Consider the following 26,944-nt stretch of genomic DNA (forward strand, 5'->3'; position numbering starts at 1 on the left):
GCTCCCGCCTCGGCTGAGGCTACCCGCCCGCGCGGCGCGCCGTCACCTTAACTTTGCGCCATCGCAGCGCCGGCCCTAGGCTCGTGCAAACTCTGGGGAGGGGACTGCACATGACCGGCATCCGAAGGGGGCTTGCCGCCCTGGCCTCCGCGGCCCTGCTGGCGCCCGCCGCCTCGGCCGCGCCGGCCGGCCTCGCCGCCACGCCGCCCATGGGCTGGAACAGCTGGAACCACTTCGCCGACAAGATCGACGACGCCACCGTGCGGGCCCAGGCCGACGCCATGGCGGCCAATGGCATGCGCGAGGCCGGCTACCGCTACATCAACATCGACGACACCTGGGAGGGCCAGCGCGACGCGGCGGGCGTCATCCACCCCAACGCCAAGTTCCCGGACATGAAGGCGCTCGCCGACTACGTCCATGCCAAGGGCCTCAAGCTCGGCATCTATTCCTCGCCCGGGCCCAAGACCTGCGCCGGCTACGAGGGCAGCTTCGGCCATGAGGCGCAGGACGCCCGCACCTACGCCGCCTGGGGCGTCGACTATCTGAAATACGACCTCTGCAGCCTCGGCCCGTCCATGCAGGCGGCCGGCTCCGTCGAGAAGGCTCAGGCCATCGAGCTGGCGGCCTACGAAAAGATGCGCGACGCGCTGCGCGCCGCCGGCCGGCCGATCGTCTACAGCCTCTGCCAATACGGCTTCGACCAGGTCTGGCGCTGGGGCGGCTCGGTGGGCGGCAACCTCTGGCGCACCACCGGCGACATCACCGACAAATATCCCCGCATGCTGCAGATCGGGCTCAGCCAGGCCGGGCTCTCGAAATACGCCAAGCCCGGCAATTGGAACGACCCCGACATGCTGGAGGTCGGCAACGGCGGCATGAACGCCATCGAGTACCGCACCCACATGAGCCTGTGGGCGCTCCTGGCCGCGCCGCTCCTGGCCGGCAACGACCTCACCAGGATGACGCCCGAGACGCTGGCGATCCTCACCAACCGCGAGGTGGTCGCCATCGATCAGGACCCGGCGGGCCGCCAGGGCGACCGGGTGCAGGTCGAAGGCCCTCTGGAGGTCTGGGCCAAGCCGCTGGCCGGCGGGGCCAAGGCCGTGGGCCTGTTCAACACCTCGGACCTTCCGGCCTATGTGGCGGTGGACTTCGCAAAGCTCGGCTTCAAGGCGCCCGTGCGGACGCGCGACGTCTGGGCCGCGAAGGACCTCGGCAAGCTCAAGAGCTACCGCGTGCTCGCCCCGGCCCATGGCGTGGTGCTGCTCAGACTGGGCTGAGGCGGCGGTTACTCCGGCGGCGGCGGCAGGTCGCCTTTCCGGGCCAGCCCGGCCAGCGCCAGCATCACCGCGCCGAACCCGGCCATCACGACGCCCCAGATGAGGTCGATGTTCTCGCCCGACGGCGCCGGCGGCGCGCCCACGAGGCCGAACACCGCCACCAGCGCCCCGATGGCCAGGAACAGCAGGCCGATGGGCAGGCGGACGTCGAAGCTCATGGCCGGGGCCTCCTAGCGGAACACGACGTTCAGGATGATCACGCCGATCATCATGATGACGCCCAGCACCACCGGGCGCATGTACCACGCGCCGCGTTCGTCGGTGATCTTCGGCGTCAGCGAATAGACCAGACCCGCGAGTTCCGCCTCGGGCTTCGGCCGGGTCATCAGGCTGACCGCTATGGTCACGGTGAAGCACGCGCTCCAGGCCCAGATGGCGGTCCAGAAGTTCTGCGCCATCTCGCTGGGATAGCTGTGGGTCACCGCGATCCAGCCGCCCTTGATCCCCACCAGATTGTCCGCCGGCAGGGTCAGGCCGTGGTGCAGGGCCGCCACGGTGATGCCGGTGGCCAGCCCCGCGAAGGCGCCGTGGCCCGTGGTCCGCTTCCAGAACATGCCCAGCAGGAAGGTGGCGAACACCGGCGCGTTCACGAACGCCAGCACCAGCTGCATCAGGTCCATGATGTTGTTGAACTGGCTGGCCATATAGGCCGTCGCCACCGAGGCGGCGATGCCGAACGCCGTCGCCAGGCGCCCGACCGAGAGGTAGTGGCGGTCCTCGGCGCCGGGGCGGATGTAGGCCTGATAGATGTCGTAGGTGAAGACCGTGTTGAACGCGGTGACGTTTCCGGCCATGCCCGACATGAAGCTGGCCAGGAGCGCGGTCAGGCCCACCCCCAGCATGCCGGTCGGGAAGTAGCGCAGCAAAAGGTTCGGCGTCGCCAGGTCGTAGTCGAGCTGCGGCCGGCCGCGCGCGTCGAGCATCGGCTTGCCGCTCTCCGCGTCGATCTTGATCGGGATCACGCCGGGCGCGTGCTGGACGACGGCCCCGACCGCGGCGGGCGGGCCGGCGACGGTCGCGCCGTTCTTGTCGGGCGCCGAGGTGAGCGCGATGGCGATCAGGCCGGGCAGGATCACCAGGAAGGGGATGAACATCTTCACCCCGGCCGCGATCAGCGGCGTGCGCCGGGCCGCCGACATGGAGTTGGCCGCCATGGCCCGCTGCACCACCAGGAAGTCGGTGCACCAATACCCAAACGACAACACGAAGCCCAAGCCCATCGAAAGGCCGAACCAGTCGACCCCCAGCCGGTTGGTGGTGGCGTGCGCCATGCCCGCCCAGGCGTGGGTATAGCTGGGGCCGAGGCTCGCCTGCAGGCCGTGCCAGCCGCCGACTTGCTTGAGGCCCAGCCAGACCAGCGGCGCAAAGCCCGCCACGATCAGGAAGAACTGCAGCACCTCGTTGTAGATCGCGCCGCGCAGGCCGCCGGCGTAGATATAGATCAGCACCACCAGGGCCGAGGTCAGGATGGCGCCGTGGAAGATCCAGGTCTGCGGCAGGCCCAGGTGGGCGAACGGCGCGTCGAACACGTGCAGCGCCTGGATCAGCTTGGCCAGCGCATACATCGAGACGCCCGAGGAGATGATGGTCATCACCGCGAAGCTGACGGCGTTCAGCGCGCGGGTCTTCTCGTCGAACCGCAGCCGCAGGTATTCCGGCCCCGACCGCGCCTTCGAGCCGTAATAGAAGGGCATCATGAAGACGCCGATGAACACCATCGCCGGGATGGCGCCGATCCAATAGAAGTGCGCCGTCGAGATGCCGTACTTGGCGCCCGAGGCGCCCATGCCGATCACCTCCTGGGCGCCCAGGTTCGCCGAGATGAAGGCCAGGCCGCAGACCCAGGCCGGGATCGCCCGGCCCGCCAGGAAGAAGTCGACGCCGCTCTTGGCGCGTCGCGAGGCGACCACGCCGATGCCCAGCACGAACACGAGGTAGAGGGCCAGGACTCCCCAATCGACGCCGCCCAGGCTCATCCGCGCATCCCCTCCCCTGCGCCGATGGTGGCGCTTGACCGGGAAGTGGCGGGTGTCGCGGCCCGACAGTCAAGCCGTGAAGATCAGAGTCCTGGAGCGCCCGCCATGGACCTGCGAGTCCGTTTTCGATGCCCGGCTACTCTGCTGGGCGGCTCTGCCCCAGGCGCGGCTCCGTCCTGGCCAGCAGCCGCTGGATGTTGGCGCGGTGGCGCACGATCACGTAGAGACCGCCGCCGATCACCAGCAGCCGGTAGGGCGTCGGCTGGCCGAGGCCGCAGACGAGGGCGATCGCGGCCAGCGCCGCCAGCATCGAACTCAGGGACACGATCCGGGAAATCGCCAGCGCGGCGCCGAAGACCGCCGCGGCGCCCAGACCGACCGGCCAGGACATCGCCAGCAGCACGCCCAACCCCGTGGCGGCCGATTTGCCGCCTGCAAACTTCAGCCAGATCGAACGGCTATGGCCCAACACCACGGCGAATCCGGCCAGGCCGACAGCCCAAGGCGCCCAGGTCTGCAGATCGAGCCCTGCCGGCGGCGTGACGGACGGCCATCCATAGAGCCAGGGCCAGAACCAGCGGGCGAAGACGATGGCCGCCACGCCTTTCAGCACATCGACCAGCAGCACCGCCAGGGCCGGCCATTTCCCCACGGTCCGCAACACGTTCGTCGCCCCGATGGACCTGGAGCCATGCTGGCGGATATCGATGCCCTTGAGCAGCTTCCCGGCCAGATAGCCCGTGGGCGCGGAGCCGAGGAGATAGGCGACCGCCAGTCCGGCCACGCTGGCGATCCAGAAGACCATGGGCACCTCGACGCTCTCGTTTCAGGCCGCCATCATCTGGTCTTCTCGGCCTGGGTCCAGGTCTTTGACCGCCATGGGTCCCGATCGGCGACGGCGCCCTACGCCGTCCGCAGGCTCACATGCGTCGCACCCAGCAGGCCGAGCTCGCCGGCGCGTCGGCCGGATTCGACGCCATAGACCATCACCGAGGCCGCCACCCGCTTGGCCTGGCGGATGGTCTTGGCCGCCCAGACGGTGAACTCGTGATCGCCCAGGCCCGGCGGGCATTCGATGGAGAGCGCCCGTACGCCCGTGCCCTTCAGCCGGCCGAGCGTCGCCGTGGCCAGGCCCGCCAGCCGGCCCACGACCAGGAGGGTGAAGGGCTTGATCAGCGCCACGGCCGCGTGCAGCCCGCCGGCCGGCACGCCCTCGATGTCGCAGATTTCGCAGATGACGCCGCAGGTCACGTGCCGCTCCGCCTCGCGCAGCGGCGCCACCAGTTCGCTGCGGCCGCGGACGCTCGCGAGGCTGGTGTAGGACAGCGGCACGATCAGGCTCAGCTGGCGTTCCCCGCCGCCGTCGGCCAGCACCCGGTCGATGCCGCGGGCGATGGTGGCCAGGTCGATGCGCAGCCGGTCGGCCGCGGACAGCTCGGCCACGGCGGCGGGCGTGAGATGCTCCTTGCTGCGGGTGTCGATCACTCGGCGGATCATCCGAAAGCCGATGCGGTTGAAGCCCTTCAGCTCATAGACCGGCTCCAGCGTCGCGCTGACCCGCAGCTGGCGGCCATCGGCGGAGACAAAGGGCGACCAGCGGTCGACGCTGGGCCGGGGCTGCGGCTCGGCGGTGGCGGCCGCGGACGAGCCCTTGCTCGGGGCGTTCTCAGTCTCCGTAGGCGGCGCGGCGGCCCCCTGCTCGGCGGCGCGGACATCCACCACCTGGGCGTCGATGGCGCCGCTGGCGATGCGGGTGACCTGCAGCACACCGGTGTCGGCCAGCTGGGCGTCGCCCAGGAAGTGCATCAGCATCTCGCGCAGATAGCGCACGCAGGCCGCCTGGCCGGCCAGCCGGCTCAGATCCGGCTGCACGATCAGGAAATCGGTCGCGGAGACCCGCAGGAACAGGCCGCGTGGGCCCACGCCCCGCTGCAGGATGCGCTCGGCGAAGCCGTGCACCTGGTCCTGGCGCATGGACCAGCGCGTCCCGAACCGCTGCTCCACCGCCTGCAGGGAGATGAGATTGACCTTGCCGGCCGCCAGCAGGGTGCGGTCGTTGAACCGCTCGAGCGAGGCCTCGACGCCGGCGTCGATCATGCGCGCAATCGCCGCCGCGCCGCCGTCTGCGGCCGGAGCAACTTTCGGACGTGCAGCTATGGCGCCGCTCGACCGCACGCACGAACCTCTTGCACACCACCCGCACAGGTCGGGAGATTGCAATGTGCGGCCAAAGGGTTAACCGGCCTTCCACCGTCGCGAAACTTCGTCGCTGAGCCCCGCAATGCGGCACAAAGAAGCCTCGCGCGGCGAATCACGCCGGCGAGGCCCTTCGATCGTCAGGACGCCGCCGGGACATGAAGCCCCGGCGGACCTGGCGCTATTTCAGGTGTTGCGCGAGGTGCTTGTTCATCTCGAACATGCTGACGCGGTCCTTGCCGTGGAAGATCGGCTTCAGCTTGGCGTCGGCGACGATCTCACGCTTGTTCTGCGGGTTCTGCAGATTGTTCTTCTTGATGTAGTCCCAGATCTTGGAGACCACCTCGCCGCGGGACAGTTGTCCCGAACCGACCACGGCCGCCAACTCAGACGACGGGGTCATGGGCTTTTGCAGCGCGTTATTCTTCTTAACTTCAGCCATTGGGCTCCCCCAGCTAGAATTCGGGCGGCCCGCCACGCGAGAGCGCGTGACTGAGTCGCTTGCAGGTATCCTAGGTGCGGAGCGCGCTCAGCGCCACTTTTCCAGTACGGAGACGGTAAACTCCCGAAAAACGGGCGCCGGCGCCCCTCTAGGCAGGCCGGTAGGACTCCCGCTCGGAAGGCCGTTGCGCGCCATTGTAGAGCGCCGCGGTGGAGGCCTCGGTGGCGGGATCGCGCCGTCCGTCGCGGCTCGACCGGCGCGCCGCGCCCCAGATCGCGGCCGCCAGCAGCGCCACGCCCCCGACGAGGGCGATCAGAAGGATCCCGCCGCCGGAGCCGATGGTCCGCATGATGCCGAAGAAGCTGCTCATGGTCATGGCCCAGAAGCCGAACGCCAGGGCCCAGGCCAGCCACAGGAAAATCTGCGCGCCCACGTCGCGCGCGCTGCGCCGCTGGACGACCTCGACGCGGCTTGCGGTGTCGTAGCGGGCGGATTCGGGGGTGTCGTAGGTGCTCATGGGGCCTCGAAGGGGTCTGCTTGGCCGCAGCGCGGCGTTCGCCGACCAACCCCGAGGCGGGGGGTCGCGTTCCCCTTCAGGCGGCGAGCATCGCCCGGCGCGCGGCCATCCGATTGTGCAGCCGCACCACCAGGCCGCTCGCCGTGGTCTCGAACATCCACGGCAGGATGGCGTGCACCAGGCAGGCCAGCCCCGCGGCGATCAGCAGGCCGCCGAACCCGGCCGCGGCCGCCGCATGCTCGCCATAGGTCTCGCCGACCGCGTGGGGATGGGCGACGAAGCGCTGGATCATGGCCTTCCTCCGGACTGGAGGAACCATGCCACCGGCCGGACAGAGGTTTCATTGTCGAATTGGTTACTGTACTGGTTAATATGGAGAAGAATATTCTCTATGAAAGCCATATCACATGAATTCTGATCTAGACGCGATCGACCGCCGCATCCTCCGCGAGCTGCAGGCCGACGCCACGATTCCTTTGGCCGAGATCGCCGAGCGCATCGGCCTCTCCCAGACGCCGTGCTGGAAGCGGGTGAAGCGGCTGACCGACGCTGGAGTGATCGAGAAGCGCGTGGCCCTGCTGGATCGCGACAAGCTGGACCTCGGCCTGGTGGTCTTCGTCGCCATCCGCACCAGCCGCCACGACCAGGACTGGCTCGACGCCTTCGCCCGCGCCGCCGCCGCCCTGCCGGAGGTGCTGGAGTTCTACCGGCTGTCCGGCGAGACCGACTACCTGCTGAAGGTCGTGGTGCGCGACATCGCCGCCTACGACGGCTTCTACAAACGGCTGATCGCCGCCGCCCCGCTCACCGACGTGTCCTCGTCCTTCGCCATGGAGCAGATCAAATACACCACCGCCCTGCCGGTCTGACCTTGACCGTCTGCCCCTCCCGCTCCCGGGCGGTTGACTTCCGCGGCGGCGGCGACGCCAAATCCACCTGAACAACAATAACCTTGGGGAGCACGGCGATGAGGTCTTGGACCTTCGCGGATGTCTGGGAAGCCATCGCGGCCAGCCAACCGGACCGCCCGGCCAATATCCAGGGCGAGCGGGTGCTCAGCTGGGGCGAGTTCGACGCCCGCGCCGACGCGCTGGCCGCCCACCTGATCTCAGCCGGGCTCGGTCATCAGGCGAAGATCGCGGCCTACCTCTACAACGGGCCCGAATACCTCGAGACCTACTTCGCGGCCTTCAAGGCCGGCTACGCCCCGGTCAACACCAACTACCGCTACGGCCCCGAGGAACTGACCTACCTGTTCGACAACGCCGATGCGGAGGCCGTGGTCTTCCACGCCGGCTTCGCCGATATCGTGGCCGGCCTGCGCGCCCGGCTGCCGAAGGTGAAGGCCTGGATCGCCGTGGCCGAGCCGGGCCATCCCGTCCCCGCCTGGGCGGACGACTATGACGCCATCGTCGCCCGCGTCCCGGCCCAGCGGCCGGTCAAGGCGCCCTGGGGCCGCTCGGGCGACGACCTGCTGCTGCTCTACACCGGCGGCACCACCGGCATGCCCAAGGGCGTCATGTGGCGCCAGGACGACCTGTTCAATGTCATCGGGGCCGGCGGCAACGCCGCGCTGGGCGTCCCGCCGGCGGAGTCCGTCGAGGCGCTGATCGCCCGCATCGGCGCGCCCGACCACCTGCGCCCGATGAGCCTGATCGCCTGCCCGCAGATGCACGGCACCGGCCAGTTCTCCTCCTTCATCACCTTCAACCAGGGCGGGGCGGTCGCCACCTTGCCCTCGCGCAAGTTCAATCCCATCGAGCTGTGGAACGAGGCCGAGCGGCTGCAGGCCACCGGCATCGTCATCGTCGGCCTGGCCTTCTCCACCCCCATGCTGGAGGCCCTGGAGGCCCATCCGGGCCGCTGGGACCTGTCGGCGGTCAAGGCGATGAGCTCGTCGGGCTCCATGTGGAGCCAGGAGAACAAGCGCGGCCTGCTGAGCCACTGCAAGAACGCCATCATCATGGACAGCTTCGGCTCGTCCGAGGCGGTCGGCATGGGCATCTCCGCCTCCGCGCCCGGCGCCGAGGTGCAGACCGCCGCCTTCGCGCTCGGACCCAATTGCGCGGTGTTCGCCGAGGACGGCCGGCGCATCGCCCCCGGCTCCGGCGAGCGCGGCTTGGTGGCGGTCTCGGGCTTCCTGCCCACCGGCTACTACAAGGACGCCGAGAAGAGCGACAAGACCTTCAAGACCCTCGAAGGCCAGCGCTGGAGCGTGCCCGGCGACTGGGCCGAGGTGAACGCCGACGGCACCCTGAAGCTGCTCGGCCGCGGCTCGGTCTGCATCAACACCGGCGGCGAGAAGGTCTTCCCGGAGGAGGTCGAGGAGGCCTTGAAGACCCATCCCGAGGTGCGCGACGCCGTCGTGGTCGGCATTCCCGACGCCCGCTTCGGCGAGCGGATCTGCGCGGTGGTCGAGCCGGCCGGTGCGGCGGAGCTGACCCTGGCGGCCATGGCCGAGCACGTGCGCGCCAGCCTGGCGGGCTACAAGGCGCCGCGCGAGCTCGTGGTGGTGGAGAGCATCGGCCGGGCCCCCAACGGCAAGGTCGACTACAAGGCCGTCAAGGACCGGGCGCTGAAGGCCCTGAACGTTCCGGCGTGAGCTGATCGCCCAGGTCGGCTTGGGGTTGCGGCGCCAGCGGCAGGCCGAGCGAGCGGACGAAGTCCACCAGGGCCGCGCGCGGCGGTCCGCGCGGCAGGTCGGAGAAGGCCCTGAGCAGTTCGATCGCGCCGGGCTGGGCCAGCAGGGCGGCGACCTCGTCGATGGCGCTGATCCCCTCGCCGCCCTCGCCGAACAGCTCGGCCACCGGCGTGCGCAGGGCGCCGGCGATGCGCGCCAGCATGGAGGCGCTGACCCGGTTGGCGCCGCGCTCGTACTTCTGGATCTGCTGGAAGGTCACCCTGGCCTCGTCGGCCAGCGCTTGCTGGGACATTCCGCGCATCTTGCGGAACAGCCGGATGCGCGCGCCGACGGCCACGTCGACGGGATCGGCCACGGTGTCGGAACGCGGGCTCACGCTCAGTCGTCCCAGCCGCGCGGCGGCGGACGCCAGCCGGGCTCCGGCTGGGCCATGCGGTCGGAGATCAGGTAGCAGGCCTCGGCGATGGCCATGCCCACGGCGCGGCGCAGGGGGCCGACGCTGGGGCTCGCGCGCTCCAGCACCATGAGTTCTTCCTCATAGGCCGCGAGCACCTCGACCAGGCTGCGCGCCGCGTCCCGCGCCCGTTCGGCGTCCGTCTGACTAAGGTCTAGTCCCACGCGGGCAACCTTGAGCATTGCCGCGGCGATTGCAAGCCTGCGCCCCGTCGATCAGTTGGCCGCGACGGCGCGCGCCGCCGACTGGGCCGCGATGACCGCACGGCCCTCGCGCTCGGCGATCCGGCGGAAGGTCGCCAGCGCCTGACCCACCACCTGGTCCATGTTGTAGTAGCGGTAGGTGGCCAGCCGGCCGACGAACTGCACGTCGGACGCCTCCAGCGCCAGAGCCTCGTACTTCTTGTACAGCGCCTGGTTCTCCGGCCGCGGCACCGGATAGTAGGGATCGCCGTCGGCGCGCGGGAATTCGTAGGTGATCGTGGTCCTGCGGTTCTGCTGGCCGGTCATGTGCTTGTATTCGCTGATCCGGGTGTAGGGCGTGGCCTCGTCCGGATAGTTCACCGTGCCCACCGGCTGGAACCACTCCTGGTCCAGGGTCTCGTGCCGGAAGGCCAGGCTGCGGTAGGGCAGCTTGCCGTAGCGGTGGTCGAAATATTCGTCGATCGGGCCGGTGAAGATCAGCCGGTCGTAGTCGGCCTCCTCGCGCACCTCCTCGAATTCCACGCCCAGCTCCAGGGTGATGCCCGGCTGGTCGAGCATGTTCTCGAACATGGCGGTGTAGCCGCCGGCCGGCATGTTCTGGAACTTGTCGGTGAAATAGCGGTCGTCGACATTGGTGCGCGTCGGCACCCGGGCGGTCACCGACTTGTCGAGCTCGGAGGGATCCATGCCCCACTGCTTGCGGGTATAGCCGCGGAAGAAGGTCTCGTAGAGCTCGCGGCCCACGGCCGAAATCACCACATCCTCCGACGTGCGGATCTTCTCCACCGGCTCGGCGCGGCGGGCGAGATAGGCCTGGGCCGCCTCGTCGCTGGTCAGGTCCAGCCCATAGAGGGTGTTCAGCGTCGTGCGGTTGATCGGGATCGGCACGTGCAGCCCGCCGCGGACGCTGGCCAGCACGCGGTGCTCATAGGGCCGCCACTTGGTGAACTGCGAGAGGTAGTTCGCCACCTCGTCGGAATTGGTGTGGAAGATGTGCGGTCCATAGCGGTGCATCAGCACGCCGGCCGCATCCTTCTCGTCATAGGCGTTGCCGCCGATGTGCGGCCGCTTGTCGACCACCATCACCCGCTTGCCGAGCTGGCTGGTGAGCCGTTCCGCCAGCACCGAGCCGGCGTAGCCCGCGCCGACGATCAGATAGTCGAAGGGCTTCTTCCGCGACGACGGCCGGATCGCCGGCGACGGCATCATCGAGGTGGTGGTGGCGCTCGCCGGCTTGGCGTGCCGGGCCGCGGCGCGGGTGATCTCCAGGTTCATCCGCTCGAAGGTCTCGTCCCACGAGAGCGCCGAGAGCGCGGTGTCCACCGCGCGCAGCCAGTCGCCCTTGATCCGCGAAAGCGCCAGGGCCTGGTCGCAGGCCGCGATGAACGCCTCGGCCGTGGCGGCGATCTTCACCGCCTCCAGCTCGCCATAGTGGCGGGCCACGTCGACGATCGGCGTCGAGACCACCGGGCGGCCGCCGGCCAGGTATTCCGGCGTCTTGGTGGGGCTGATGAAGCGGGTCGACTCATTGATGGCGAAGGGCATCAGGGCCACGTCCCAGCCGGCCAGATACTTCGGCAGCGCCTCGTAATCCTTGCCGCCCAGGTAGTGCAGGTTCGGCCGCCTGGGCAGGTCCTCGGGGCTGATCTTCACCACCGGGCCCAGGATGACGATCGACCAGTCCGGCCGCGCCTTGGCCAGCGCATCCAGGAGGCCGAGGTCCATGCGCTCATCGACCACGCCGTAGAAGCCGAGCCGCGGCCAGGGCAGGCGGGCTTGGTCGTCCGGCTCGCCGCGCAGGGTCCGCGCCTTGGCGAAGTGCGCCCGGTCGACGCTCGAGGGGAAGGGATGGATGTTCGGGTGCCGGTCGCGCTTGGCTTCCCACAGGCTGTAGCCGCCGGTGAACACCACGTCGGCGGCGCCCATCAGTTCGCGTTCCAGGAGCGTCAGCTCGGGCGGGGCGAACTTGAAGTTGGCCAGCTCGTCCATGCAGTCATAGACGGTGCAGACCGCCTCGATGTGCCGCGAGAACGGCAGCATCATGGGCGTGTAGTACCAGCGGATGATGTCGCCCTCGATGCTGGCGACGACGGTGTCCAGCAGGCTGCGCAGCATCCCCGCGTGGTCCTCGCCGGCCGAGCCTTGCGGCAGGACGGGGGTCAGCACCACCACGCCGCTCTCGGCGCAGACGTTGCTGTCCAGGCGCGGCGTGCGCTCCGGCGGTCCGAAGGTGGGCTCTTCCCAGACGATGACGCGGCGCGTCTTGGCGAAGCGGGTCATCAGGTGCTGCGGGCGCTGGAAGACGAAATTCCAGCGCAGATGCGAGAAGCAGATCAGGGTCTGTCGACCCCGCGAACGCGGCCCGAACGAATTGGCGAATGACGCAGCACCAGCGTCGCTCGGGATCTGCTCAGAGTCCAAGGGCGCATTCCTTTTTGAAAATCGACACACGAAGCCCGTCGGAATAATCCGCAGAGCCCCGGAAGGTTCCTTCCGGACGCGCGTCCAATGCTGTTTTTATTGAGTAATCAAAAGATCAGACGGTATGTTGATCCGCCCGATCCCAGTCTGTCGGCCAGCCGACTATTGTGCAGGTGTCGTCGAGGAGGAGCGGTCGGCCACGCTCGCGCGGATACCACTACCATAGGCTGGGCTGGTTTCCCACCGGACAGCGTCGGCGACGATCTGGTCGAGGCCCGAGCACCGGGCGCTCCAGCCCAGCAGCGCCTGCGCCCGGCTCGGGTCGGCCACGAGGCTCGGCGGGTCGCCGGCCCGGCGCGCGCCCACCGAAAAGGGCACCGGCTTGCCGAGCGCGCGGCCCACCGCGTCGACCACCTCGAACACCGAGCGGCCCTGCCCGGTCCCCACATTGACCGGCTCGAAGGCGCCCGCGCCCAGCTCGACCTTCACCGCCGCCACATGGGCCGCCGCCAGGTCGCTGACGTGGATATAGTCGCGCAGGCAGGCGCCGTCCGGGGTGTCGAAGTCGTCGCCGAACACCGTCAGCGGCTTGCCCCGGCCGAGCCCCGCGGCGATGGCCAGCGGGATCAGGTGGGTCTCCGGATCGTGCGCCTCGCCGATCTGGCCCGACGGATCGGCGCCCGCGGCGTTGAAGTAGCGTAGCGCCACCGCGCTCAGCCCATAGGCCTGGCACTCCGCCCGGATCATCCATTCGCAGGCCAGCTTGGTGTCGCCGTAGGGGCTGGCCGGCGCCTTGGGCGCGTCCTCCGGAATGGTCTCCAGGGGACCTCTTTTGCCTTGGGCCCCGCCCTGGCCATAGACCGCCGCGCTCGAGGAGAACACCAGCCGGTCGACGCCGCGGCCGCGCAGGCCGGCCAGCAGGCTGACGGTCCCGGCCACATTGACGTCCCAGAACAGGTCCGGGCGGACCACCGAGCGGCCGACCTCGATCAGGCCGGCGAAATGGATCACCGTCTTGACGCCATGGGCCTCGATCGCCTCGGCCACGGCCCCGGCGTCGCGGATGTCGCCGTGCACGAAGGCGCCCCAGCGCACCGCCTCGCGGTAGCCGAGCGACAGGTCGTCGAAGACCACCGGAAAATAGCCCTGCTCGTACAGAGCCTTGGCCGTATGTGCGCCGATATACCCTGCGCCGCCCGTGACCAGCACGGCGGGTCGTGTGCCCCGTTCCATGGCTCCGATAATTCACCGCCGCGGCCGCCGGTTCCAGCTACAAAGGATCGGCGCCTGGAACAACTCGCCCGCAGGGCGGCTTAAGTCTTTGGGATGTGACGGGAAAGCCAGGGGATAGATGCGTCAGTTGGAGCTGTGGGGCGGTCACGAGCAAACCGTGAACCGCGTCGGCGGCGTCTTCCACGACCAGACGGTCCGCTCGGGCCACGAGCGGCGCATCGAGGACCTCGACCGCTTCGCCGAGCTGGGCCTCAAGGCGCTGCGCTATCCGCTGCTCTGGGAACGCATCGCGCCCAACCGCCTCGATCAGCCGGACTGGCGCTGGACCGACGAGCGCCTGGGCCGCATCCGCGAGCTGGGCATGCGCCCGATCGCCGGCCTCGTGCACCACGGCTCGGGCCCGCGCTACACCAGCCTGGTGGACGACGGCTTCGCGCCCGGCCTCGCCGCCCACGCCCGCGCCTGCGCCGAGCGCTATCCCTGGATCGCCGACTGGACGCCGGTCAACGAGCCGCTGACCACCGCCCGCTTCTCGGCCCTCTATGGCCACTGGTACCCGCACCTGACCGACGAGCCGCTGTTCTGGGCGGCCCTGCTCAACCAGATCGAGGCCACCGCCGCGGCCATGGCCGAGATCCGCGCCGTGCGTCCCGACGCCCGGCTGATCCAGACCGAGGACCTCGGCCGCACCTACGCCACCCGCCCGGTCGCCTTCCAGGCCGAGTTCGACAACGCCCGACGCTGGATGACCTGGGACCTGCTCTGCGGCCGCGTGGTGCGCGGCCACCCGCTATGGGCGCGGCTGGAGAGCTTCGGCCTCGGCGACCGCCTGCGACGGCTGGCCGACGCGCCGTGCCCGCCCGACGTGGTCGGCGTGAACCACTATCTGACCAGCGACCGCTTCCTGGACCACAACATCGGCAACTATCCGCCCGAGCGGATCGGCGGCAACGACCTCATGGCCTTTGCCGACGTGGAGGCCATCCGCGTGACCCTGCCGGCGCCCGGCGGCCTGGAGGGCGTGCTGGAGGAGGCCTGGGACCGCTACGGCCTGCCGCTGGCGGTGACCGAGAGCCACAACGGCTGCACCCGCGAGGAACAGGTGCGCTGGATCCGCGAGGGCTGGGAGACCGCCGGCCGCCTGCGGACCCGCGGCGTCGAGGTCCAGGCGCTGACCGCCTGGGCCTTGCTGGGCGCCTACGACTGGAACAGCCTGCTCACCCGCCACGTCGGCCACTATGAGCCGGGCGCCTTCGACGTGCGCAGCCCAACGCCGCGACCCACCGCCATCGCCCGCGAGCTCGCCCGCATCGGCCGCGGCGAGGCCGCACCGCCGCATCCGGCGACGCAAGGCCCCGGCTGGTGGCGGCGCGATATCCGCCTGTCCTTCCAGCCGGTGTTCCGCACTGTCGAGACGCCGGAGCCCCGCCGCGCCTGGACCACCGACACCGCCGCGGCGCGCCCGCTGTTGATCGCCGGCGCCACCGGCGCGCTGGGCCAGGCCCTGGCGCGCGCCTGCGAATGGCGCGGCGTCGACTATCGCCTGACCTCGCGGCGCGAACTGCCGCTGGACGACGCCCGCGCCATCGAGCGCGTGCTGGATGAGACCGGCGCCTGGGGGGTGATCAACGCCGCCGGCTGGGTGCGGGTCGACGAGGCCGAGGCCGAGCCGGAAAAATGCCGGGCGGCCAATACCGAGGGCGCGGTGCGCCTGGCCGCCGCCTGCGCCGCCCGCGACCTGCCCTTCGTCGGCTTCTCCAGCGACCTGGTCTTCGACGGCGCCAAGCGCACGCCCTACATCGAGAGCGACGCGACGGTTCCGCTCAACGCCTACGGCGCCAGCAAGGCGCAGGCCGAGCGCGAGGTGCTGGCGCTCGGCGGCCGGGCCCTGATGGTCCGCACCGCCGCCTTCTTCTCTCCCTACGATCCGCACAACTTCGCCGTCCGGCTGGTGCGCGCCCTGTCCAACGGCCTGCAGTTCCCGGCCGCTGCCGACCTGGTGGTCTCGCCCACCTACGTCCCCGACCTGGTGGAAGCCGTCCTCGACCTGATGCTCGACGGCGAGACGGGCCTGCGCCACCTCGCCAATGACGGCGCCGTCTCCTGGGCCGAGTTCGGCCGTCGCGTGGCCGCAGCCTCCGGCTTCGATCCCGATCTGGTGCGCCCCGTCCCCTCGCCCAGCTTCCGCTGGCCCGCGGCGCGGCCGGCCTATGCGGCGCTGGGCTCGGAGCGGGGCCAGGTCATGCCGGCGCTGGATCAGGCGATCGCCCGCTTCACGACGCACCTGGCCGAAGTGGAGTTCGTGGCCGAGGCCGACGCCCTGGTGGAAGGCGCCCTGGAGACCCGCGCGGTGCGCGACGGCGTCCAGGTCAGCTGACGCCCCGGATCAATGCGCGCGCTGCGCGCCTGGGCCCTGGCCGCCGAAGAAGTCGTCCTCGCTTCCCGAGAGCACCTCGTCGAGGGCGTCGATCACCGCGTCGAGCTGATCCGGCGTCGCGCAGAATTCCATCTTCTCGCCGGCCTCGTCCTCGATGTGGAGGACGAAGTCGTCGCCTCGAACGGTGATGGCGAAACGCGAAAGCTGTCTCATCGCTGACTTCCCAAAGCTACGGTTGCGGTAACTGCGCAGCCGGCCATTGGTTCAGTGAAGATTGCGGATCGCCTCGACCACGCGCCGCGCCTTGTCCGCCGTCTCCGCCACCGACTGGCCGGCCTTGTACAGCTCGCCGCCCAGGCCGAAGGCCCGCGCGCCGGCCGCCCACCAGTCGGCGAAGTCCGGCGCGCCGACGCCGCCCACCGCCCAGACCACGATCTCCGGCGGCAGCACCGCCTTCAACTGCTTCAGGTGCGCCGGCCCATAGGTCACCGCCGGGAACAGCTTCAGGTGCCGGGCGCCGGCCTCGATGGCCACGAAGGCCTCGGTCGCCGTCGCGAAGCCCGGCGCGGGATCGAGCTTCAGCGCCACCGCGCGGGCGATCACCTCGCGTGAGGTGTTGGGCGCCACGATAATCCGGCCGCCGGCCTTGGCGACCTCATCGACGCGGTCGGCGTGCAGGACCGTACCCGCCCCGGTCACCAGCCGGTCGCCGAAGGCTTCGCTCAGCCGGCGGAGGCTTTCGATCGGCTCGGGCGAGTTCAGCGGGACCTCGACGCCGCGCACGCCCGCCTCGAACAGCGCCTGGGCGTGGTCGAGGATCTCCTCGGGCCTGACGCCGCGCACGATGGCGACCACCGGGCATTGCGCCAGGGCTTCGTCGAGGGTCATGCGTCGGCTCCCATGCGATTGAGGGCGAAGAGGCCGGCGAGCGCCGCGGCCTCGCCGTCGAAGATCTGGTTCGCCACGCCCAGCCGGTCCAGCGCCCGCTTGTAGAACCCGCACAGCGCCGCATCGCCCAGCAGGGCCACCGGCTCGCCGCCGGCCACGCCCAGCAGCCGCGGCGTCGCGGCGACCTCCGCCCCGATCAGCAGGCCCGAGAGGTAGCTCGGCGTGCTTTGCGCCGGCTTGTCCCCGCCCACCACCCGGGCGCGGGCCGTGAACAGCCGCGCCGCCAGCGCCTCGCCGCCGCCCGCCGCCGCCAGGCCCTCGTCGAAGGCGTCCATATCGTCGGCCGGTCCCTCGCCCTTCAGCACGCTATGGCGCGACAGCACCGCATAGAGCTCGCCGGTCATGGCGGTGACGAAGCGCACGATCCGCCCGTCCTCGATCAGCACCCACTTGGCGTGGGTCCCGGGATGGCAGACCACCTGGCGGCCCCGGGCGCGCTCGGGCCGCTGCGCGACCCAACCCATCAACTGCGTCTCCTCGCCGCGCATCACGTCCGGCGCCCCGGCGATCCCCTCGCAGCGCAGGCCCGGCACGATCCGCACGCCGGGCTCGACCTCGGTCAGCCGCGCCGCCAGCTCCGGCAGGCCCGCCGGGCAATCGGCATAGGGCGCGACGGTCCAGCCCAGGGTCGAGCCCACCATGCCGCACAGCATGGCCGGCGTCCGCTCGGCGCCCAGCGCCGGGCGCACCTCGTCGCGGAACCGCTTCGCCGCCTGGCCGGGCTGCAGCTTCGAGACCCCGAGGTCGAACTCCTTGTGCGCCACAACCTGGCCGGCCCCGTCCAGCGTCCAGGCGCGCAGGTTCGTCGTCCCCCAGTCGCAGGCGAGCAGGCCCGGCCCCATTCAGGTGCGTCCGCCATCGACGACGATGTTCTGGCCGGTGATCATCTTGCTGTCGTCGGAGGCCAGGAACAGGGCGGTGCGGGCGATGTCCGCCGGCATGATCCGGTCCTTCAGGGCGGTCAGCTTCATCCAGTCGGCCTCGGCCTGCGGCGTCAGCCACAGTTCAAGCTGCCTGGGCGTGATCACCCAGCCGGGCGACAGCGCATTGACCCGGATCCTGTCCACGCCCCACTCGCGGGCCAGCGTCTTGGACAGCGAATTGATCGCCCCCTTGGCCGCCACATAGCCGGCCAGCTCCGCCGGTCCCAGGAGGGCGTTGATCGAGGAGATGTTGACGATCGCCCCGCCGCCCGCGGCCTTCATCATCGGATAGACGGCGGTGGCGGCGATGAACACCGGGTCGAGGTTCACCGCCAGGTTCTTGCGCCAGTCCTCCGGGGTCAGCTCGGTCGCCTTGTGGCGGGTGTCGTTGGCGACATTGTTGATCAGCACCGTGACCGGCCCCAACGCCTGACCGGCCTCGCCGATCGCCGCCTGCAGCGCCGCCGCGTCGGTCACGTCACAGGTCTTGAACCAGGCCTTGCCGCCCAGCTTGGCCATCAGGGCCTCGCCGTCCTCCGGCTTCAGGTCGACGAAGGCTGTCTTCGCGCCCTGGGCGTGGAATTCGGTCACGAAGCTCGCCCCGATCCCCGAGGCGCCGCCGGTGATGAACACCACCCTGTCTTTCAGGCTGGGATAGGTCGCGAACGCCATCAGTGGGACTCCCGGGTCACGTCTGCGGTGGACTTGCCGACCAGGAAGTCGAGGTCGACGCCCTTGTCGGCCTGCATGACGGTGTCGATGTAGAGCCGGTACCAGCCGCGGTCGTATTTCGAGGGCTGGCGGGCGGCCTCCCAGGCCGTGCGCCGGCGCCCCAGCTCGGCCGCGTCGACCAGCAGCTCCAGCTTCCGGTTCGGGCCGTCGAATTCGATCTCGTCGCCGGTCTGCACCAGGGCCAGCGGGCCGCCGGCCTCGCTCTCCGGCGCCACGTGGAGGATCACCGTGCCATAGGCCGTGCCGCTCATCCGCGCGTCGGAGATGCGCACCATGTCGCGCACGCCCGCCTCCAGCAGCTTCCTCGGCAGCGCCATGTTCCCGACCTCGGGCATCCCCGGATAGCCCTTCGGCCCGCAGCCCTTGAGCACCAGGATCGAGGTGGCGTCGGCCGGCAGGTCCGGATCGTCGATGCGGGCGTGGTAGTCCTCGATGTCCTCGAACACCACCGCCTTGCCGCGATGGGTCAGGAGTTCCGGCGTCGCGGCGCTGGGCTTCAGGATCGCCCCGTCCGGACAGAGGTTGCCTTTCAGCACCCAGACCCCCGACGAGGGTCCCACCGGCGCCGCCACGGTGCCGATCACCTCGCGGTTCCAGACCTTGGCGTCGGCGCAAAGCTCGCCTTGCGTCTTGCCCGACACCGTCACCGCCTCGCGCCGGAACAGCTCGCCCATCTCGGCCATCACCGCCGGAATCCCGCCCGCATAACAGAGGTCTTCCATCAGGTACTTGCCCGACGGCATCAGATTGACCAGCAGCGGGACCTCGCGGGCGATCTCGTCGAAGTCGTGCAGGTCGAGGGCCACGCCGACCCGGCCGGCCAGGGCCAGCAGGTGCACCACCGCATTGGTCGAGCCGCCGATCGCCGCGTGCATCAGGATCGCATTCTCGAAGGCCGCACGGGTCAGGATGTCAGACGGCTTCACGTCGTCCTTGACCATCTGCACGATGCGGTTGCCGGTCACGTGGGCCAGCACGCGCCGCCGCGCGTCCACCGCCGGCAGGGCCGAGTTGTGCGGCAGGCTCATGCCCAGCGCCTCGACGATCGCCGACATGGTCGAGGCCGTGCCCATGGTGTTGCAGGTCCCGGCCGAGCGGCTCATCCCGCTCTCGGCGGCCATGAAGTCGGCCAGGCTCATGTCGCCGGCCCGCACCTCTTCCGAGAACCGCCAGACGTCGGTGCCCGAGCCGATGTCCTGCCCCCGGAACTTGCCGTTCAGCATCGGCCCGGAGGACACGAAGATCGCCGGCAGGTCGACGCTCGCCGCTCCCATCAGCAATCCCGGCGTGGTCTTGTCGCAGCCGCCCAGCAGCACCACCCCGTCGATGGGATTGGCGCGGATCGACTCCTCGACCTCCATGGCCAGGAGGTTGCGGAACAGCATGGCGGTCGGCCGCATCTGGGTCTCGGGCAGGCTCATGGCCGGGAACTCGATCGGCACCCCGCCGGCCTCCCAGACCCCGCGCTTCACGAAGCCGGCCAGCTCGCGCAGGTGCACCTGGCAGGTGACCAGCTCGCTCCAGGTGTTGGCGATGCCGATGATCGGGCGGCCGTCGAACACGTGCTCGGGCAGGCCCGTGGCCTTGATCCAGCTGCGATGGATGAAGCCGTCGCGGTCGATCTTGCCATAGCTCTTCTGGCTGCGCCGCGGTTTGTCCGCCATCCGCTGGTCCCTCGATGCTCGACGATGCCGCCCTGCAGCCAGAACCCTTAAGCCAGGGCCTCGGTTCAGGCGAGGCGCCTGAGCGGCGGGACTATCCGCCGACGACCCGTTGCCGGCCGACGGGCGATCCGTGTTACGCAAGCATCAGGGCGAGCAATACGCTGGGTGGGACATGGAAAAGCGGCAAGCGACAGTCGACAGTGAAGCGGACGGGCGCTGGGCGGGTCCTGGCCCGCTCACACGGCGCGGCGTCCTGGGCGCGGCGGGCGCGGGGCTGGCGGCGCTCGGCGGTCCGGCGCTGGGGGCCGCGCGGTCCCTGGCCCCCAGCGACAAGGTCAATCTGGCGGTGATCGGGGCGGGCGGCCAGGGCGCGGCCAACATGGCCAAGCTCGTGGGCCAGAACATCGTCGCCACCGCCGACGTCGACTACGACCACGTCCACCGCTCGCTGCTCGACAGCCACTTCGAGATGATCCCCACCCGGGCGCCCTTGAAGGAGGCCTACGACAAGGCCCAGCGGTTCGGCGATTACCGCAAGATGTTCGATCAGCGGAAGGACATCGACGCCGTCCTCATCGCCACGCCGGACCACCACCACGCGGTCGCCGCGCGCATGGCCATGGAGCGCGGCATCCACGTCTATGTGCAGAAACCGCTCACCTACACGGTCGAGGAAGGGCGCAAGCTGCTCTCCCTGGCGCAGGCCAATCCGAAGCTGGTCACCCAGATGGGCTGCCAGGGCCACTCCGGCGACAATGGCCGGCGCAACGTCGAGCTGATCCGCGGCGGGGTGATCGGCAAGGTCCACGAGGTCCACGTCTGGACCAACCGGCCGGTGTGGCCGCAGGGCGTGCCCAAGCCGCCGCCGCAGCCCACCCCCAAGGCCCTCGACTGGCCGACCTGGCTCGGCCCGGCCAATGTCGACTGGGACTACGCGCCCGAGTACGCCCACTTCAACTGGCGCGGCTGGGTGCCGTTCGGCTGCGGCGCCCTGGGCGACATGGGCGCCCATCTGATCGACTTCCCGTTCTGGGCGCTGGAGCCGGGCCTGCCGACCCGGATCGAGGCGCGCCATTCCCGCTGGCCGGGCAATTCCGATCTCTGGAGCACCGCGCGGCCCGCCGAGCTGACCGGCTTCCCGCTGGCCAGCATGACCCGCTACGAGTTCGCCAAGACGCCCAAACACACGACCGGCGGCGGCCCCCTGCGCCTGACCTGGTACGACGGCGGCTTCCTGCCGCCCACGGTTCCGGGATTTCCGCCCTTGCTGAAGATGAACCCCGAGGGCGGCGTGCTGTTCGTGGGCTCGCACGGCATGCTGATGCACGAGACCTATGGGGAGAACACCACCCTGATCGGCGAGGGCGTGGCCGAGCGGGCGGCCAAGGTCCCGCAGAGCCTGCCGCGCATCGCCGGCGGCATGGCCTCCCACGAGATGAACTGGATCCGCGCCATCCGCGGCGAGGAGAAGATCTCCTGCCCCTTCGAATATGGCGTGCGGCTCAACGAGACCATGATCCTGGGCATCGTCGCCCTGAAGGCCGACCAGCCGATCGACTGGGACGGCGCCGCGGGCCGGGTCACCAATGCGCCCGACGCCAACCAGTACCTGACGCGCGCCTATCGGCCGGGATGGGAGCTGTGAGGGCGGCCGCCGTCGCAGCCGGGGCCGCCGCCCTGACGCTCGTCGCCGGCGCGGCGTTCGCCCAGGCAACGCCGAAGCCCGAGGACACCGAGCAGTGGACGCCGGTCCCGCCCATCGTGACGCCGGGCCCGCGCGCCTCCGACAAGCCCGATGCGCCACCCTCGGACGCCATCGTGCTGTTCGACGGCAGGAGCCTCGACCAGTGGGTCACGACCCGGGACAAGTCGCCGGCCAGGTGGGTGGTGGCGGGCGGCGTTCTCGTGGTCAGCAAGACGGCCGGCAACATCGAGACGAAGCGGCGGTTCAGGAACTACCAGCTCCATCTGGAATGGCGGGTGCCGAGGAATGTCACCGGCTCGGGCCAGGCGCGCGGCAACTCCGGCGTCTTCCTGGCCTCCACCGGTCCCGGCGACGCGGGCTACGAGCTGCAGATCCTCGACAGCTACAACAACGCCACCTACGTCAACGGCCAGGCCGCCAGCCTCTACAAGCAGTATCCGCCCCTGGTGAACGCCATGCGGCCGCCGGGCGAATGGCAGACCTACGACGTGGTCTGGACCGCGCCGGTCTTCGCCTCGGATGGCGCCCTCAAATCCCCGGCCCGCGTGACCGCCTTCCACAACGGCGTGCTGGTCCAGAACGACGCGGTGCTGGCCGGCGAGACCCTCTACATCGGCAAGCCGGTCTACCGGCCCTACGCGGACGCCCCCATCAAGCTGCAGGCCCATGGCGACCCGAGCCCGCCGCTCAGCTTCCGCAATATCTGGGTGCGCGAACTCGCCGCCCCGTGACGGCCGCCTACGCCATCAAGGCCGAGGTCGCCGATCCGGGCGCCGAGACCTTCGCCTTCACCGCCCAGAAGACCATGTACGGCGGCAAGCACATCGCCCAGGGCGACACGGTGTTCATCTTCGCCAGCGAGAACGAGGGCGGCGCCGGCCTGATCGCCCGCGGCGTCGTCACCTCGGCGCAGGCGGTGCCGCGCAAGCCCGGCCTCGCCCGCCAGACCCCGCGCGTGAGTGTCGCCATCCGCCGCACCGCCCTGGCCCGTCGCCCCCTCGGCCGCGCCGAGCTCAAGCCCCGCACCGACTGGGCCGGCGACGACCCCGCCGCCGAGCTCAATTTCAAGTTCTACCGCCAGGCCACCAACAAGATCGTCGGCCTCTCCGACGCCGCGGCGGCCTTCCTGGGCGCCTTCTTCTGAGACGGCCGGCCTAGCGGGGCTCCAGCTCGAACAGCGGCAGCGCCAGACCCGTCACCCCCGGCTCGATGGCGAACAGCCCGCCGGCCAGCGGCTGCTTGGCCCGCGCCGCATCCGACAGGTCCTCCCAGGCGCTGGTGATGTAGAGGGTCGCAAGCTCCGGCCCGCCGAACATGCAGGCGCTGGGCTGGCTCACCGGCGTCTCGACGACCCGGTCGACCTGGCCGTCCGGCGTGTAGCGGACCACGCGCCAGGCGCCCCATTCGGCGTTCCACAGACAGCCTTCGGCGTCGATGCAGGAGCCGTCCGGCCCGCCCTTGGCCACGGTGGCGAACACCTCGCGCCGCGCCAGATCGGCGGTGTCGTGCGCCCAGATCGTCTGCTTGGCGCTGTCGGCCAGATAGAGCCGCCGCCCATCGGGGCTCATGGCCAGGCTGTTGGCGATGTGAATGCCCTCGATCACCGGCGCGGTGGACCCGTCCGGACAGCTGCGGAAGACTGCGCCCGGCCGCTTGCCGCCGTCGTCGTCCATGCTCGACCACCAGAAGCAGCCGTCGCCCAGCATCACCCCGTCGTTGCTGCGGAAGCCCGCGCCCAGGTCGATCGGCTGGCGCAGCTCGACCTCGCCGGAGCGCGGGTCGAAGACCGCCAGTCCGCGTTCGGTGGCCAGGAGCAGGCCGCCGCCCCGCACCGGCGCTGCGGCGCTTGCGCGCATCGGCAGCTCATAGTGGCCCGTGCGGCCCCCATCGGGCTCGTGCCAGGACAGCCGAAATCCCTTGATGTCGAACCAGTAGAGCCGCCCGTCGCGCGGCGACCAGCACGGCCCCTCGCCCAACTTGTCAGCCGATTCAACGACGCAGCGGACTTCGGACATCGTTCCCTCCGGGTCGGGCTGGCCCGCCGCGCGACTCGCGCCAAGCTGGGCCGCGCCGAGGCCTGCGACAACCTGACTCGGGGCGTTTGGATACCGTTCAGGGTCTCGGGGCTACTATTGAATTCGACGAATCGGGAGGGGATCCCAAGAGATGACACTGTCGAGCTATTCAGACGTGTTCTCGATCAGCCACGAGCGCGACTACGAGGAGGATATCCACGTAGGCGATCTCGTCCGCACGGGGCCGAACCTCCACCCGCACTTCGAGGTGGTTGCGGTGCACGGCGACAAGGCCTGGGTGCGCAACGTCCAGAACGGAACCGACCACCTGGCGATGCTGTCGCGCTGCCGCAAGATCAACGGACAGCCGGCGGGCGACTGATCGCCCTGGCTGTCGTACAACCGACCCAACCAGTGAACCGGCGCCTCGCCCGCGGAGTTTAAGGCTTCGGGGCGCGTCGCTGCGCGCAATTCGGAGGACGCGCCATCTCGGCATTCATGTTCGCCACGGGGATCGAGAATTCCATCCCCACCATCAAGGGTGGCCGCGAGCGCGTGGACCAGATGGAGGCCTGTGGCCACTACCGCTATTGGCGCAAGGATTTCGAGCTGGTGCAGGAGATGGGCCTGCAGTTCCTCCGCTATGGCCCCCCGCTGCACACCACCCTGATCGGCCCGGACAAGTTCGACTGGGAGTTCGCCGACGCTGCGTTCGCCGAGCTCCGCCGCCGCGACATCATCCCGATCGTCGACCTCTGCCACTTCGGCGTGCCCGACTGGATGGGCAATTTCCAGAACCCGGACTTCCCGGAGCTGTTCGCCCGCTACGCCGCGGCCTTCGCCAGGCGCTTCCCGTGGGTGCAGCTCTACACCCCGGTCAACGAAATGTTCATCTGCGCCCTGTTCTCGGCCAAGTTCGGCTGGTGGAACGAGGAGGGCACGACGGACCTGACCTTCGTCACCGCGCTCAAGCACATCGTGAAGGCCAATGTGCTGGCCATGCAGGAGATCCTGAAGGTCCGCGCCGACGCGATCTTCATCCAGTCGGAATCCTCCGAGTACTTCCACGCCGAGAACCCCGCCGCGATCAAGCCGGCGGAGATCGAGAACTCCAAGCGCTTCCTGTCGCTGGACCTCAACTACGGCCACCGGGTCGACTCGGAGATGTACGAGTACCTGATGGACAACGGCATGACCCGGGACGAGTACCATTTCTTCCTGGGCAACTCGCTGCACCACCACTGCATCCTGGGCAACGACTACTACTGGACCAACGAGCACCGGGTCTCCGCCGACGGCGTCAGCCGCGCCTCGGGCGAGATCTTCGGCTATTCCGAGATCACCCGGCAGTACTACCACCGCTACCGCCTGCCGGTGATGCACACCGAGACCAACATCGCCGAGGGCCCCAACGGCGACGAGGCGGTGAACTGGCTCTGGAAGGAATGGGCCAACGTACTGCGCGTACGCAACGACGGCGTGCCGACCGTGGGCTTCACCTGGTACTCGCTCACCGACCAGATGGACTGGGACATCGCCCTTCGCGAGAAGAACAACCACGTCCACCCCGTCGGCCTCTACGACCTCAATCGCGAGATCCGGCCGGTGGGGCGCAGCTACAAGCAGCTGATCGCCGACTGGAACGCGGTGCTGCCCACCCAGAGCATCTGCCTCAGCGTTCCCATCGTGCCACCCTCCGAGCACGAGGAGCCCGCCGCCCAGCGCCAGCGGGCGCGGGCCCGCCACCTGCGGGCGGTCGAGCTCAGCGACGACGAGAAGGGCCAGGCCTCGTCCAGCCGATGACCGCCGCCGCGCGCATCGGCGGCGCGCCCGTCGTCACGCTCACCGCGCTGGACGCGCCGGCCGACGGCCCGGCCTTCCTGCAGGCCCAGGTGCTGCCCGGCCGGGGCATGATGCTGCTGCAGGCCCGCCTGCGGCTGCCCTCCGGCGAGGTGGTCGAGGCGATCCACGCGCCGCCTGTGGAGGCCGCCGCCTGCGCCCTGGACGGCGGCCCGGACGACTTCAACGGCAATGCCTCGTTCAGTTTCGGCGGGGCGATCCTGGCGCCCTTCGCCAACCGCATCCGCGGCCGCGCCCTGCCCGGCGCGCGCGAGATCGAGACCATCGTCGCGGGCGAGACGGTGCGGCTGCCGCGCAACTGGGGCGGCAAGGCGCCCGGCGCCGAGCAGTACGCCATGCACGGCCTGATCCTCGACGCCTCGGCGGCCTTCGAGCAGCCTTCCCCCGACCGCGTGGTGGGCCTGATCGACGCCGGTGACTTCGGCGGCCGCTGGCCGGGGCTGTGGAAGCTGACCTTCGAATGGCGGCTGCAGGCGGGCGCCCTCAGGCTGCGGGTCGAGGCGCGCAATGCCGGCGAGGCCGCCTGGCCCATCGGGCTGGGCTGGCATCCCTACTTCGCCCTGCCCAGCGGCGATCGCCGCCAGGCCCGCCTGCGTCTCCCCGCCACCACCCGCGTGGAGGTGGGCGACTACGACGCGGTGCTGCCCACCGGCCGCCTGTCGCCGGTCGCCGGCTCCCCCTACGACTTCACCGCCGGCGCGCCGCTGGGCGACCTCTACCTCGACGACTGCTTCACCGGCCTGGTCCGCGACGGCGACGAGGCCGCAGCCGAGATCCTCGACCCGGCCGCCGGCGTCGGCCTGCGCATCGCCTCGCCCAGCCCCGCGGTGAAGGCCATCCAGGTCTATGCGCCGCCCGATCAGGCCTTCGTCGTGGTCGAGCCCCAGTTCAACCTCGCCGATCCCTTCGGACCCGAGTGGCCGGGCGGCCTGGACACCGGCATGGCCACGGTCGAACCGGGGGAGGCGGTCGCCTACGACGTCTCCGTACGCGCCTTTGGCCTAGGGAACCCCTGACGGCGGCGGGGGGTTTTGGGGCTCCAGACGAGGCCGCACATGCATCGCGCTCGCAAGACCACGCCCGAGGACCCGACCGGCGAGATCGTCGATTTCGACGAAGCGATGCTCGACGCCCTCACCCCCGAAGCCCGCGCCAACGCGCTCGCCGAGGCCGGCCTGCTGGCCCGCGCCTTCGCGCCCGGCGCCGCCGCCGACGAGCTGGAATCCATGGCCCGCGCGCTGTCCAGCGGGGCCCGCGACCGCGACATGGACCGCAAGCACGCCCGCCGCCTCGC

The 26,944-nt window shown here is 70.1% G+C and carries 28 protein-coding genes; 11 read left to right on the forward strand and 17 right to left on the reverse strand.

Features of this window, described 5'->3' with window-relative positions:
- Positions 1-110 precede the first annotated feature (110 nt).
- Positions 111-1,283: a glycoside hydrolase family 27 protein gene (locus tag VGT80_RS04575; protein ID WP_327453291.1), complete on the forward strand. Its 1,173-nt coding sequence runs from the start codon at positions 111-113 to the stop codon at positions 1,281-1,283.
- An 8-nt stretch (positions 1,284-1,291) separates the two neighbouring features.
- On the opposite strand, the gene VGT80_RS04580 is transcribed toward VGT80_RS04575, so the two are convergent.
- From VGT80_RS04580 to VGT80_RS04610, 7 genes are all read right to left on the reverse strand, one after another.
- A complete protein-coding gene (locus tag VGT80_RS04580; protein ID WP_327453293.1) occupies positions 1,292-1,501 on the reverse strand; it encodes a hypothetical protein in 210 nt (69 codons plus the stop codon).
- A gap of 12 nt (positions 1,502-1,513) precedes the next feature.
- Positions 1,514-3,319 carry a sodium:solute symporter family protein gene (locus tag VGT80_RS04585; RefSeq protein WP_327453295.1) on the reverse strand — a complete coding sequence of 602 codons (1,806 nt, stop codon included), beginning with the start codon at positions 3,317-3,319 and terminating at the stop codon, positions 1,514-1,516.
- Positions 3,320-3,455: 136 nt separating this feature from the next.
- The gene (plsY, locus tag VGT80_RS04590) at positions 3,456-4,124 is read right to left on the reverse strand and encodes a glycerol-3-phosphate 1-O-acyltransferase PlsY (protein WP_327453297.1); all 669 of its coding nucleotides are present in this window, start codon (positions 4,122-4,124) and stop codon (positions 3,456-3,458) included.
- Positions 4,125-4,222: 98 nt separating this feature from the next.
- Positions 4,223-5,416, reverse strand: coding sequence for a hypothetical protein (locus tag VGT80_RS04595; RefSeq protein ID WP_327453298.1), 1,194 nt, complete (start codon positions 5,414-5,416; stop codon positions 4,223-4,225).
- A 280-nt stretch (positions 5,417-5,696) separates the two neighbouring features.
- Positions 5,697-5,918, reverse strand: coding sequence for an SWIB/MDM2 domain-containing protein (locus VGT80_RS04600; RefSeq protein ID WP_327453299.1), 222 nt, complete (start codon positions 5,916-5,918; stop codon positions 5,697-5,699).
- Between the two features lie 187 nt (positions 5,919-6,105).
- Positions 6,106-6,474, reverse strand: a complete 369-nt coding sequence (locus VGT80_RS04605; RefSeq protein ID WP_327453300.1) for a hypothetical protein — start codon at positions 6,472-6,474, stop codon at positions 6,106-6,108.
- A gap of 76 nt (positions 6,475-6,550) precedes the next feature.
- Positions 6,551-6,766: a DUF6356 family protein gene (locus VGT80_RS04610; protein ID WP_327453302.1), complete on the reverse strand. Its 216-nt coding sequence runs from the start codon at positions 6,764-6,766 to the stop codon at positions 6,551-6,553.
- Between the two features lie 115 nt (positions 6,767-6,881).
- Between VGT80_RS04610 and VGT80_RS04615 the strand changes: the two genes are divergently transcribed.
- Both VGT80_RS04615 and VGT80_RS04620 read left to right on the forward strand, forming a co-directional pair.
- Positions 6,882-7,343, forward strand: coding sequence for an Lrp/AsnC family transcriptional regulator (locus VGT80_RS04615; protein WP_327453304.1), 462 nt, complete (start codon positions 6,882-6,884; stop codon positions 7,341-7,343).
- A 98-nt stretch (positions 7,344-7,441) separates the two neighbouring features.
- On the forward strand, positions 7,442-9,076 hold the full coding sequence (locus VGT80_RS04620; protein ID WP_327453306.1) for an acyl-CoA synthetase: 1,635 nt from the start codon (positions 7,442-7,444) through the stop codon (positions 9,074-9,076).
- Here the strand turns inward: VGT80_RS04620 and VGT80_RS04625 are convergent.
- From VGT80_RS04625 to galE, 4 genes are all read right to left on the reverse strand, one after another.
- Positions 9,036-9,491: a helix-turn-helix domain-containing protein gene (locus VGT80_RS04625; protein ID WP_327453308.1), complete on the reverse strand. Its 456-nt coding sequence runs from the start codon at positions 9,489-9,491 to the stop codon at positions 9,036-9,038. The genes VGT80_RS04620 and VGT80_RS04625 overlap by 41 nt on opposite strands.
- Before the next feature lie 2 nt (positions 9,492-9,493).
- A complete protein-coding gene (locus VGT80_RS04630; RefSeq protein WP_327453310.1) occupies positions 9,494-9,733 on the reverse strand; it encodes a hypothetical protein in 240 nt (79 codons plus the stop codon).
- A gap of 51 nt (positions 9,734-9,784) precedes the next feature.
- Positions 9,785-12,193 (reverse strand): UDP-galactopyranose mutase, encoded by a 2,409-nt coding sequence (gene glf, locus VGT80_RS04635; RefSeq protein ID WP_327453312.1) that lies wholly within the window; start codon positions 12,191-12,193, stop codon positions 9,785-9,787.
- Between the two features lie 162 nt (positions 12,194-12,355).
- Complete coding sequence (gene galE, locus VGT80_RS04640) at positions 12,356-13,426, reverse strand: UDP-glucose 4-epimerase GalE (protein ID WP_327453314.1); 1,071 nt, start codon at positions 13,424-13,426, stop codon at positions 12,356-12,358.
- 118 nt (positions 13,427-13,544) lie between these two features.
- On the opposite strand from galE, the gene VGT80_RS04645 reads away from it, so the two are divergent.
- Positions 13,545-15,803: a family 1 glycosylhydrolase gene (locus VGT80_RS04645; protein WP_327453316.1), complete on the forward strand. Its 2,259-nt coding sequence runs from the start codon at positions 13,545-13,547 to the stop codon at positions 15,801-15,803.
- A 9-nt stretch (positions 15,804-15,812) separates the two neighbouring features.
- Here VGT80_RS04645 and VGT80_RS04650 read toward each other — a convergent pair whose 3' ends face one another.
- From VGT80_RS04650 to VGT80_RS04670, 5 genes are read right to left on the reverse strand one after another with little or no spacing between them, the layout of a single operon-like run.
- Positions 15,813-16,016, reverse strand: a complete 204-nt coding sequence (locus VGT80_RS04650) for a hypothetical protein (protein ID WP_327453318.1) — start codon at positions 16,014-16,016, stop codon at positions 15,813-15,815.
- Positions 16,017-16,067: 51 nt separating this feature from the next.
- The gene (locus VGT80_RS04655) at positions 16,068-16,691 is read right to left on the reverse strand and encodes a 2-dehydro-3-deoxy-6-phosphogalactonate aldolase (protein WP_327453320.1); all 624 of its coding nucleotides are present in this window, start codon (positions 16,689-16,691) and stop codon (positions 16,068-16,070) included.
- The gene (locus VGT80_RS04660) at positions 16,688-17,593 is read right to left on the reverse strand and encodes a 2-dehydro-3-deoxygalactonokinase (RefSeq protein ID WP_327453324.1); all 906 of its coding nucleotides are present in this window, start codon (positions 17,591-17,593) and stop codon (positions 16,688-16,690) included. The genes VGT80_RS04655 and VGT80_RS04660 overlap by 4 nt, the downstream gene beginning before the upstream one ends.
- Positions 17,594-18,346 (reverse strand): SDR family oxidoreductase, encoded by a 753-nt coding sequence (locus VGT80_RS04665; RefSeq protein WP_327453327.1) that lies wholly within the window; start codon positions 18,344-18,346, stop codon positions 17,594-17,596.
- On the reverse strand, positions 18,346-20,070 hold the full coding sequence (locus VGT80_RS04670; protein ID WP_327453329.1) for an IlvD/Edd family dehydratase: 1,725 nt from the start codon (positions 20,068-20,070) through the stop codon (positions 18,346-18,348). Before VGT80_RS04670 ends, VGT80_RS04665 begins: the two co-directional genes overlap by 1 nt.
- A gap of 172 nt (positions 20,071-20,242) precedes the next feature.
- Between VGT80_RS04670 and VGT80_RS04675 the strand changes: the two genes are divergently transcribed.
- The 3 genes from VGT80_RS04675 to VGT80_RS04685 are packed head-to-tail and all read left to right on the forward strand — an operon-like array spanning position 20,243 to position 22,919.
- Positions 20,243-21,715, forward strand: coding sequence for a Gfo/Idh/MocA family oxidoreductase (locus VGT80_RS04675; protein ID WP_327453331.1), 1,473 nt, complete (start codon positions 20,243-20,245; stop codon positions 21,713-21,715).
- Entirely contained in the window at positions 21,712-22,506 is a 795-nt protein-coding gene (locus VGT80_RS04680) for a DUF1080 domain-containing protein (RefSeq protein ID WP_327453333.1), read from the forward strand. The genes VGT80_RS04675 and VGT80_RS04680 overlap by 4 nt, the downstream gene beginning before the upstream one ends.
- Entirely contained in the window at positions 22,503-22,919 is a 417-nt protein-coding gene (locus tag VGT80_RS04685; protein ID WP_327453335.1) for a hypothetical protein, read from the forward strand. The genes VGT80_RS04680 and VGT80_RS04685 overlap by 4 nt, the downstream gene beginning before the upstream one ends.
- Before the next feature lie 10 nt (positions 22,920-22,929).
- On the opposite strand, the gene VGT80_RS04690 is transcribed toward VGT80_RS04685, so the two are convergent.
- Positions 22,930-23,790 carry an SMP-30/gluconolactonase/LRE family protein gene (locus tag VGT80_RS04690; protein WP_327453337.1) on the reverse strand — a complete coding sequence of 287 codons (861 nt, stop codon included), beginning with the start codon at positions 23,788-23,790 and terminating at the stop codon, positions 22,930-22,932.
- Positions 23,791-23,941: 151 nt separating this feature from the next.
- Here VGT80_RS04690 and VGT80_RS04695 point away from each other — a divergent pair, with 151 nt between their 5' ends.
- The 4 genes from VGT80_RS04695 to VGT80_RS04710 all read left to right on the forward strand — a co-directional run.
- Positions 23,942-24,172, forward strand: coding sequence for a hypothetical protein (locus VGT80_RS04695; RefSeq protein ID WP_327453339.1), 231 nt, complete (start codon positions 23,942-23,944; stop codon positions 24,170-24,172).
- A 116-nt stretch (positions 24,173-24,288) separates the two neighbouring features.
- Positions 24,289-25,593, forward strand: coding sequence for a family 1 glycosylhydrolase (locus tag VGT80_RS04700; protein ID WP_327453341.1), 1,305 nt, complete (start codon positions 24,289-24,291; stop codon positions 25,591-25,593).
- Positions 25,590-26,666 carry an aldose 1-epimerase gene (locus VGT80_RS04705; protein ID WP_327453343.1) on the forward strand — a complete coding sequence of 359 codons (1,077 nt, stop codon included), beginning with the start codon at positions 25,590-25,592 and terminating at the stop codon, positions 26,664-26,666. Before VGT80_RS04700 ends, VGT80_RS04705 begins: the two co-directional genes overlap by 4 nt.
- Positions 26,667-26,705: 39 nt before the next feature.
- Positions 26,706-26,944: hypothetical protein (locus VGT80_RS04710; RefSeq protein ID WP_327453345.1), on the forward strand; the 239-nt coding region annotated here is incomplete at its 3' end.

Origin of the sequence: Phenylobacterium sp., assembly GCF_035944335.1 — a bacterium.
Classification (GTDB): domain Bacteria; phylum Pseudomonadota; class Alphaproteobacteria; order Caulobacterales; family Caulobacteraceae; genus Phenylobacterium.

Excerpts from the sequence above, each read along its gene's own strand:
- VGT80_RS04575 (WP_327453291.1), top strand. The coding sequence starts at position 111 with ATGACCGGCATCCGAAGGGGGCTTGCCGCCCTGGCCTCCGCGGCCCTG.
- VGT80_RS04580 (WP_327453293.1), bottom strand. The coding sequence starts at position 1,501 with ATGAGCTTCGACGTCCGCCTGCCCATCGGCCTGCTGTTCCTGGCCATC.
- VGT80_RS04585 (WP_327453295.1), bottom strand. The coding sequence starts at position 3,319 with ATGAGCCTGGGCGGCGTCGATTGGGGAGTCCTGGCCCTCTACCTCGTG.
- plsY (WP_327453297.1), bottom strand. The coding sequence starts at position 4,124 with ATGGTCTTCTGGATCGCCAGCGTGGCCGGACTGGCGGTCGCCTATCTC.
- VGT80_RS04595 (WP_327453298.1), bottom strand. The coding sequence starts at position 5,416 with ATGATCGACGCCGGCGTCGAGGCCTCGCTCGAGCGGTTCAACGACCGC.
- VGT80_RS04600 (WP_327453299.1), bottom strand. The coding sequence starts at position 5,918 with ATGACCCCGTCGTCTGAGTTGGCGGCCGTGGTCGGTTCGGGACAACTG.
- VGT80_RS04605 (WP_327453300.1), bottom strand. The coding sequence starts at position 6,474 with ATGAGCACCTACGACACCCCCGAATCCGCCCGCTACGACACCGCAAGC.
- VGT80_RS04610 (WP_327453302.1), bottom strand. The coding sequence starts at position 6,766 with ATGATCCAGCGCTTCGTCGCCCATCCCCACGCGGTCGGCGAGACCTAT.
- VGT80_RS04615 (WP_327453304.1), top strand. The coding sequence starts at position 6,882 with ATGAATTCTGATCTAGACGCGATCGACCGCCGCATCCTCCGCGAGCTG.
- VGT80_RS04620 (WP_327453306.1), top strand. The coding sequence starts at position 7,442 with ATGAGGTCTTGGACCTTCGCGGATGTCTGGGAAGCCATCGCGGCCAGC.
- galE (WP_327453314.1), bottom strand. The coding sequence starts at position 13,426 with ATGGAACGGGGCACACGACCCGCCGTGCTGGTCACGGGCGGCGCAGGG.
- VGT80_RS04645 (WP_327453316.1), top strand. The coding sequence starts at position 13,545 with ATGCGTCAGTTGGAGCTGTGGGGCGGTCACGAGCAAACCGTGAACCGC.
- VGT80_RS04650 (WP_327453318.1), bottom strand. The coding sequence starts at position 16,016 with ATGAGACAGCTTTCGCGTTTCGCCATCACCGTTCGAGGCGACGACTTC.
- VGT80_RS04655 (WP_327453320.1), bottom strand. The coding sequence starts at position 16,691 with ATGACCCTCGACGAAGCCCTGGCGCAATGCCCGGTGGTCGCCATCGTG.
- VGT80_RS04660 (WP_327453324.1), bottom strand. The coding sequence starts at position 17,593 with ATGGGGCCGGGCCTGCTCGCCTGCGACTGGGGGACGACGAACCTGCGC.
- VGT80_RS04665 (WP_327453327.1), bottom strand. The coding sequence starts at position 18,346 with ATGGCGTTCGCGACCTATCCCAGCCTGAAAGACAGGGTGGTGTTCATC.
- VGT80_RS04670 (WP_327453329.1), bottom strand. The coding sequence starts at position 20,070 with ATGGCGGACAAACCGCGGCGCAGCCAGAAGAGCTATGGCAAGATCGAC.
- VGT80_RS04675 (WP_327453331.1), top strand. The coding sequence starts at position 20,243 with ATGGAAAAGCGGCAAGCGACAGTCGACAGTGAAGCGGACGGGCGCTGG.
- VGT80_RS04690 (WP_327453337.1), bottom strand. The coding sequence starts at position 23,790 with ATGTCCGAAGTCCGCTGCGTCGTTGAATCGGCTGACAAGTTGGGCGAG.
- VGT80_RS04695 (WP_327453339.1), top strand. The coding sequence starts at position 23,942 with ATGACACTGTCGAGCTATTCAGACGTGTTCTCGATCAGCCACGAGCGC.
- VGT80_RS04700 (WP_327453341.1), top strand. The coding sequence starts at position 24,289 with ATGTTCGCCACGGGGATCGAGAATTCCATCCCCACCATCAAGGGTGGC.
- VGT80_RS04705 (WP_327453343.1), top strand. The coding sequence starts at position 25,590 with ATGACCGCCGCCGCGCGCATCGGCGGCGCGCCCGTCGTCACGCTCACC.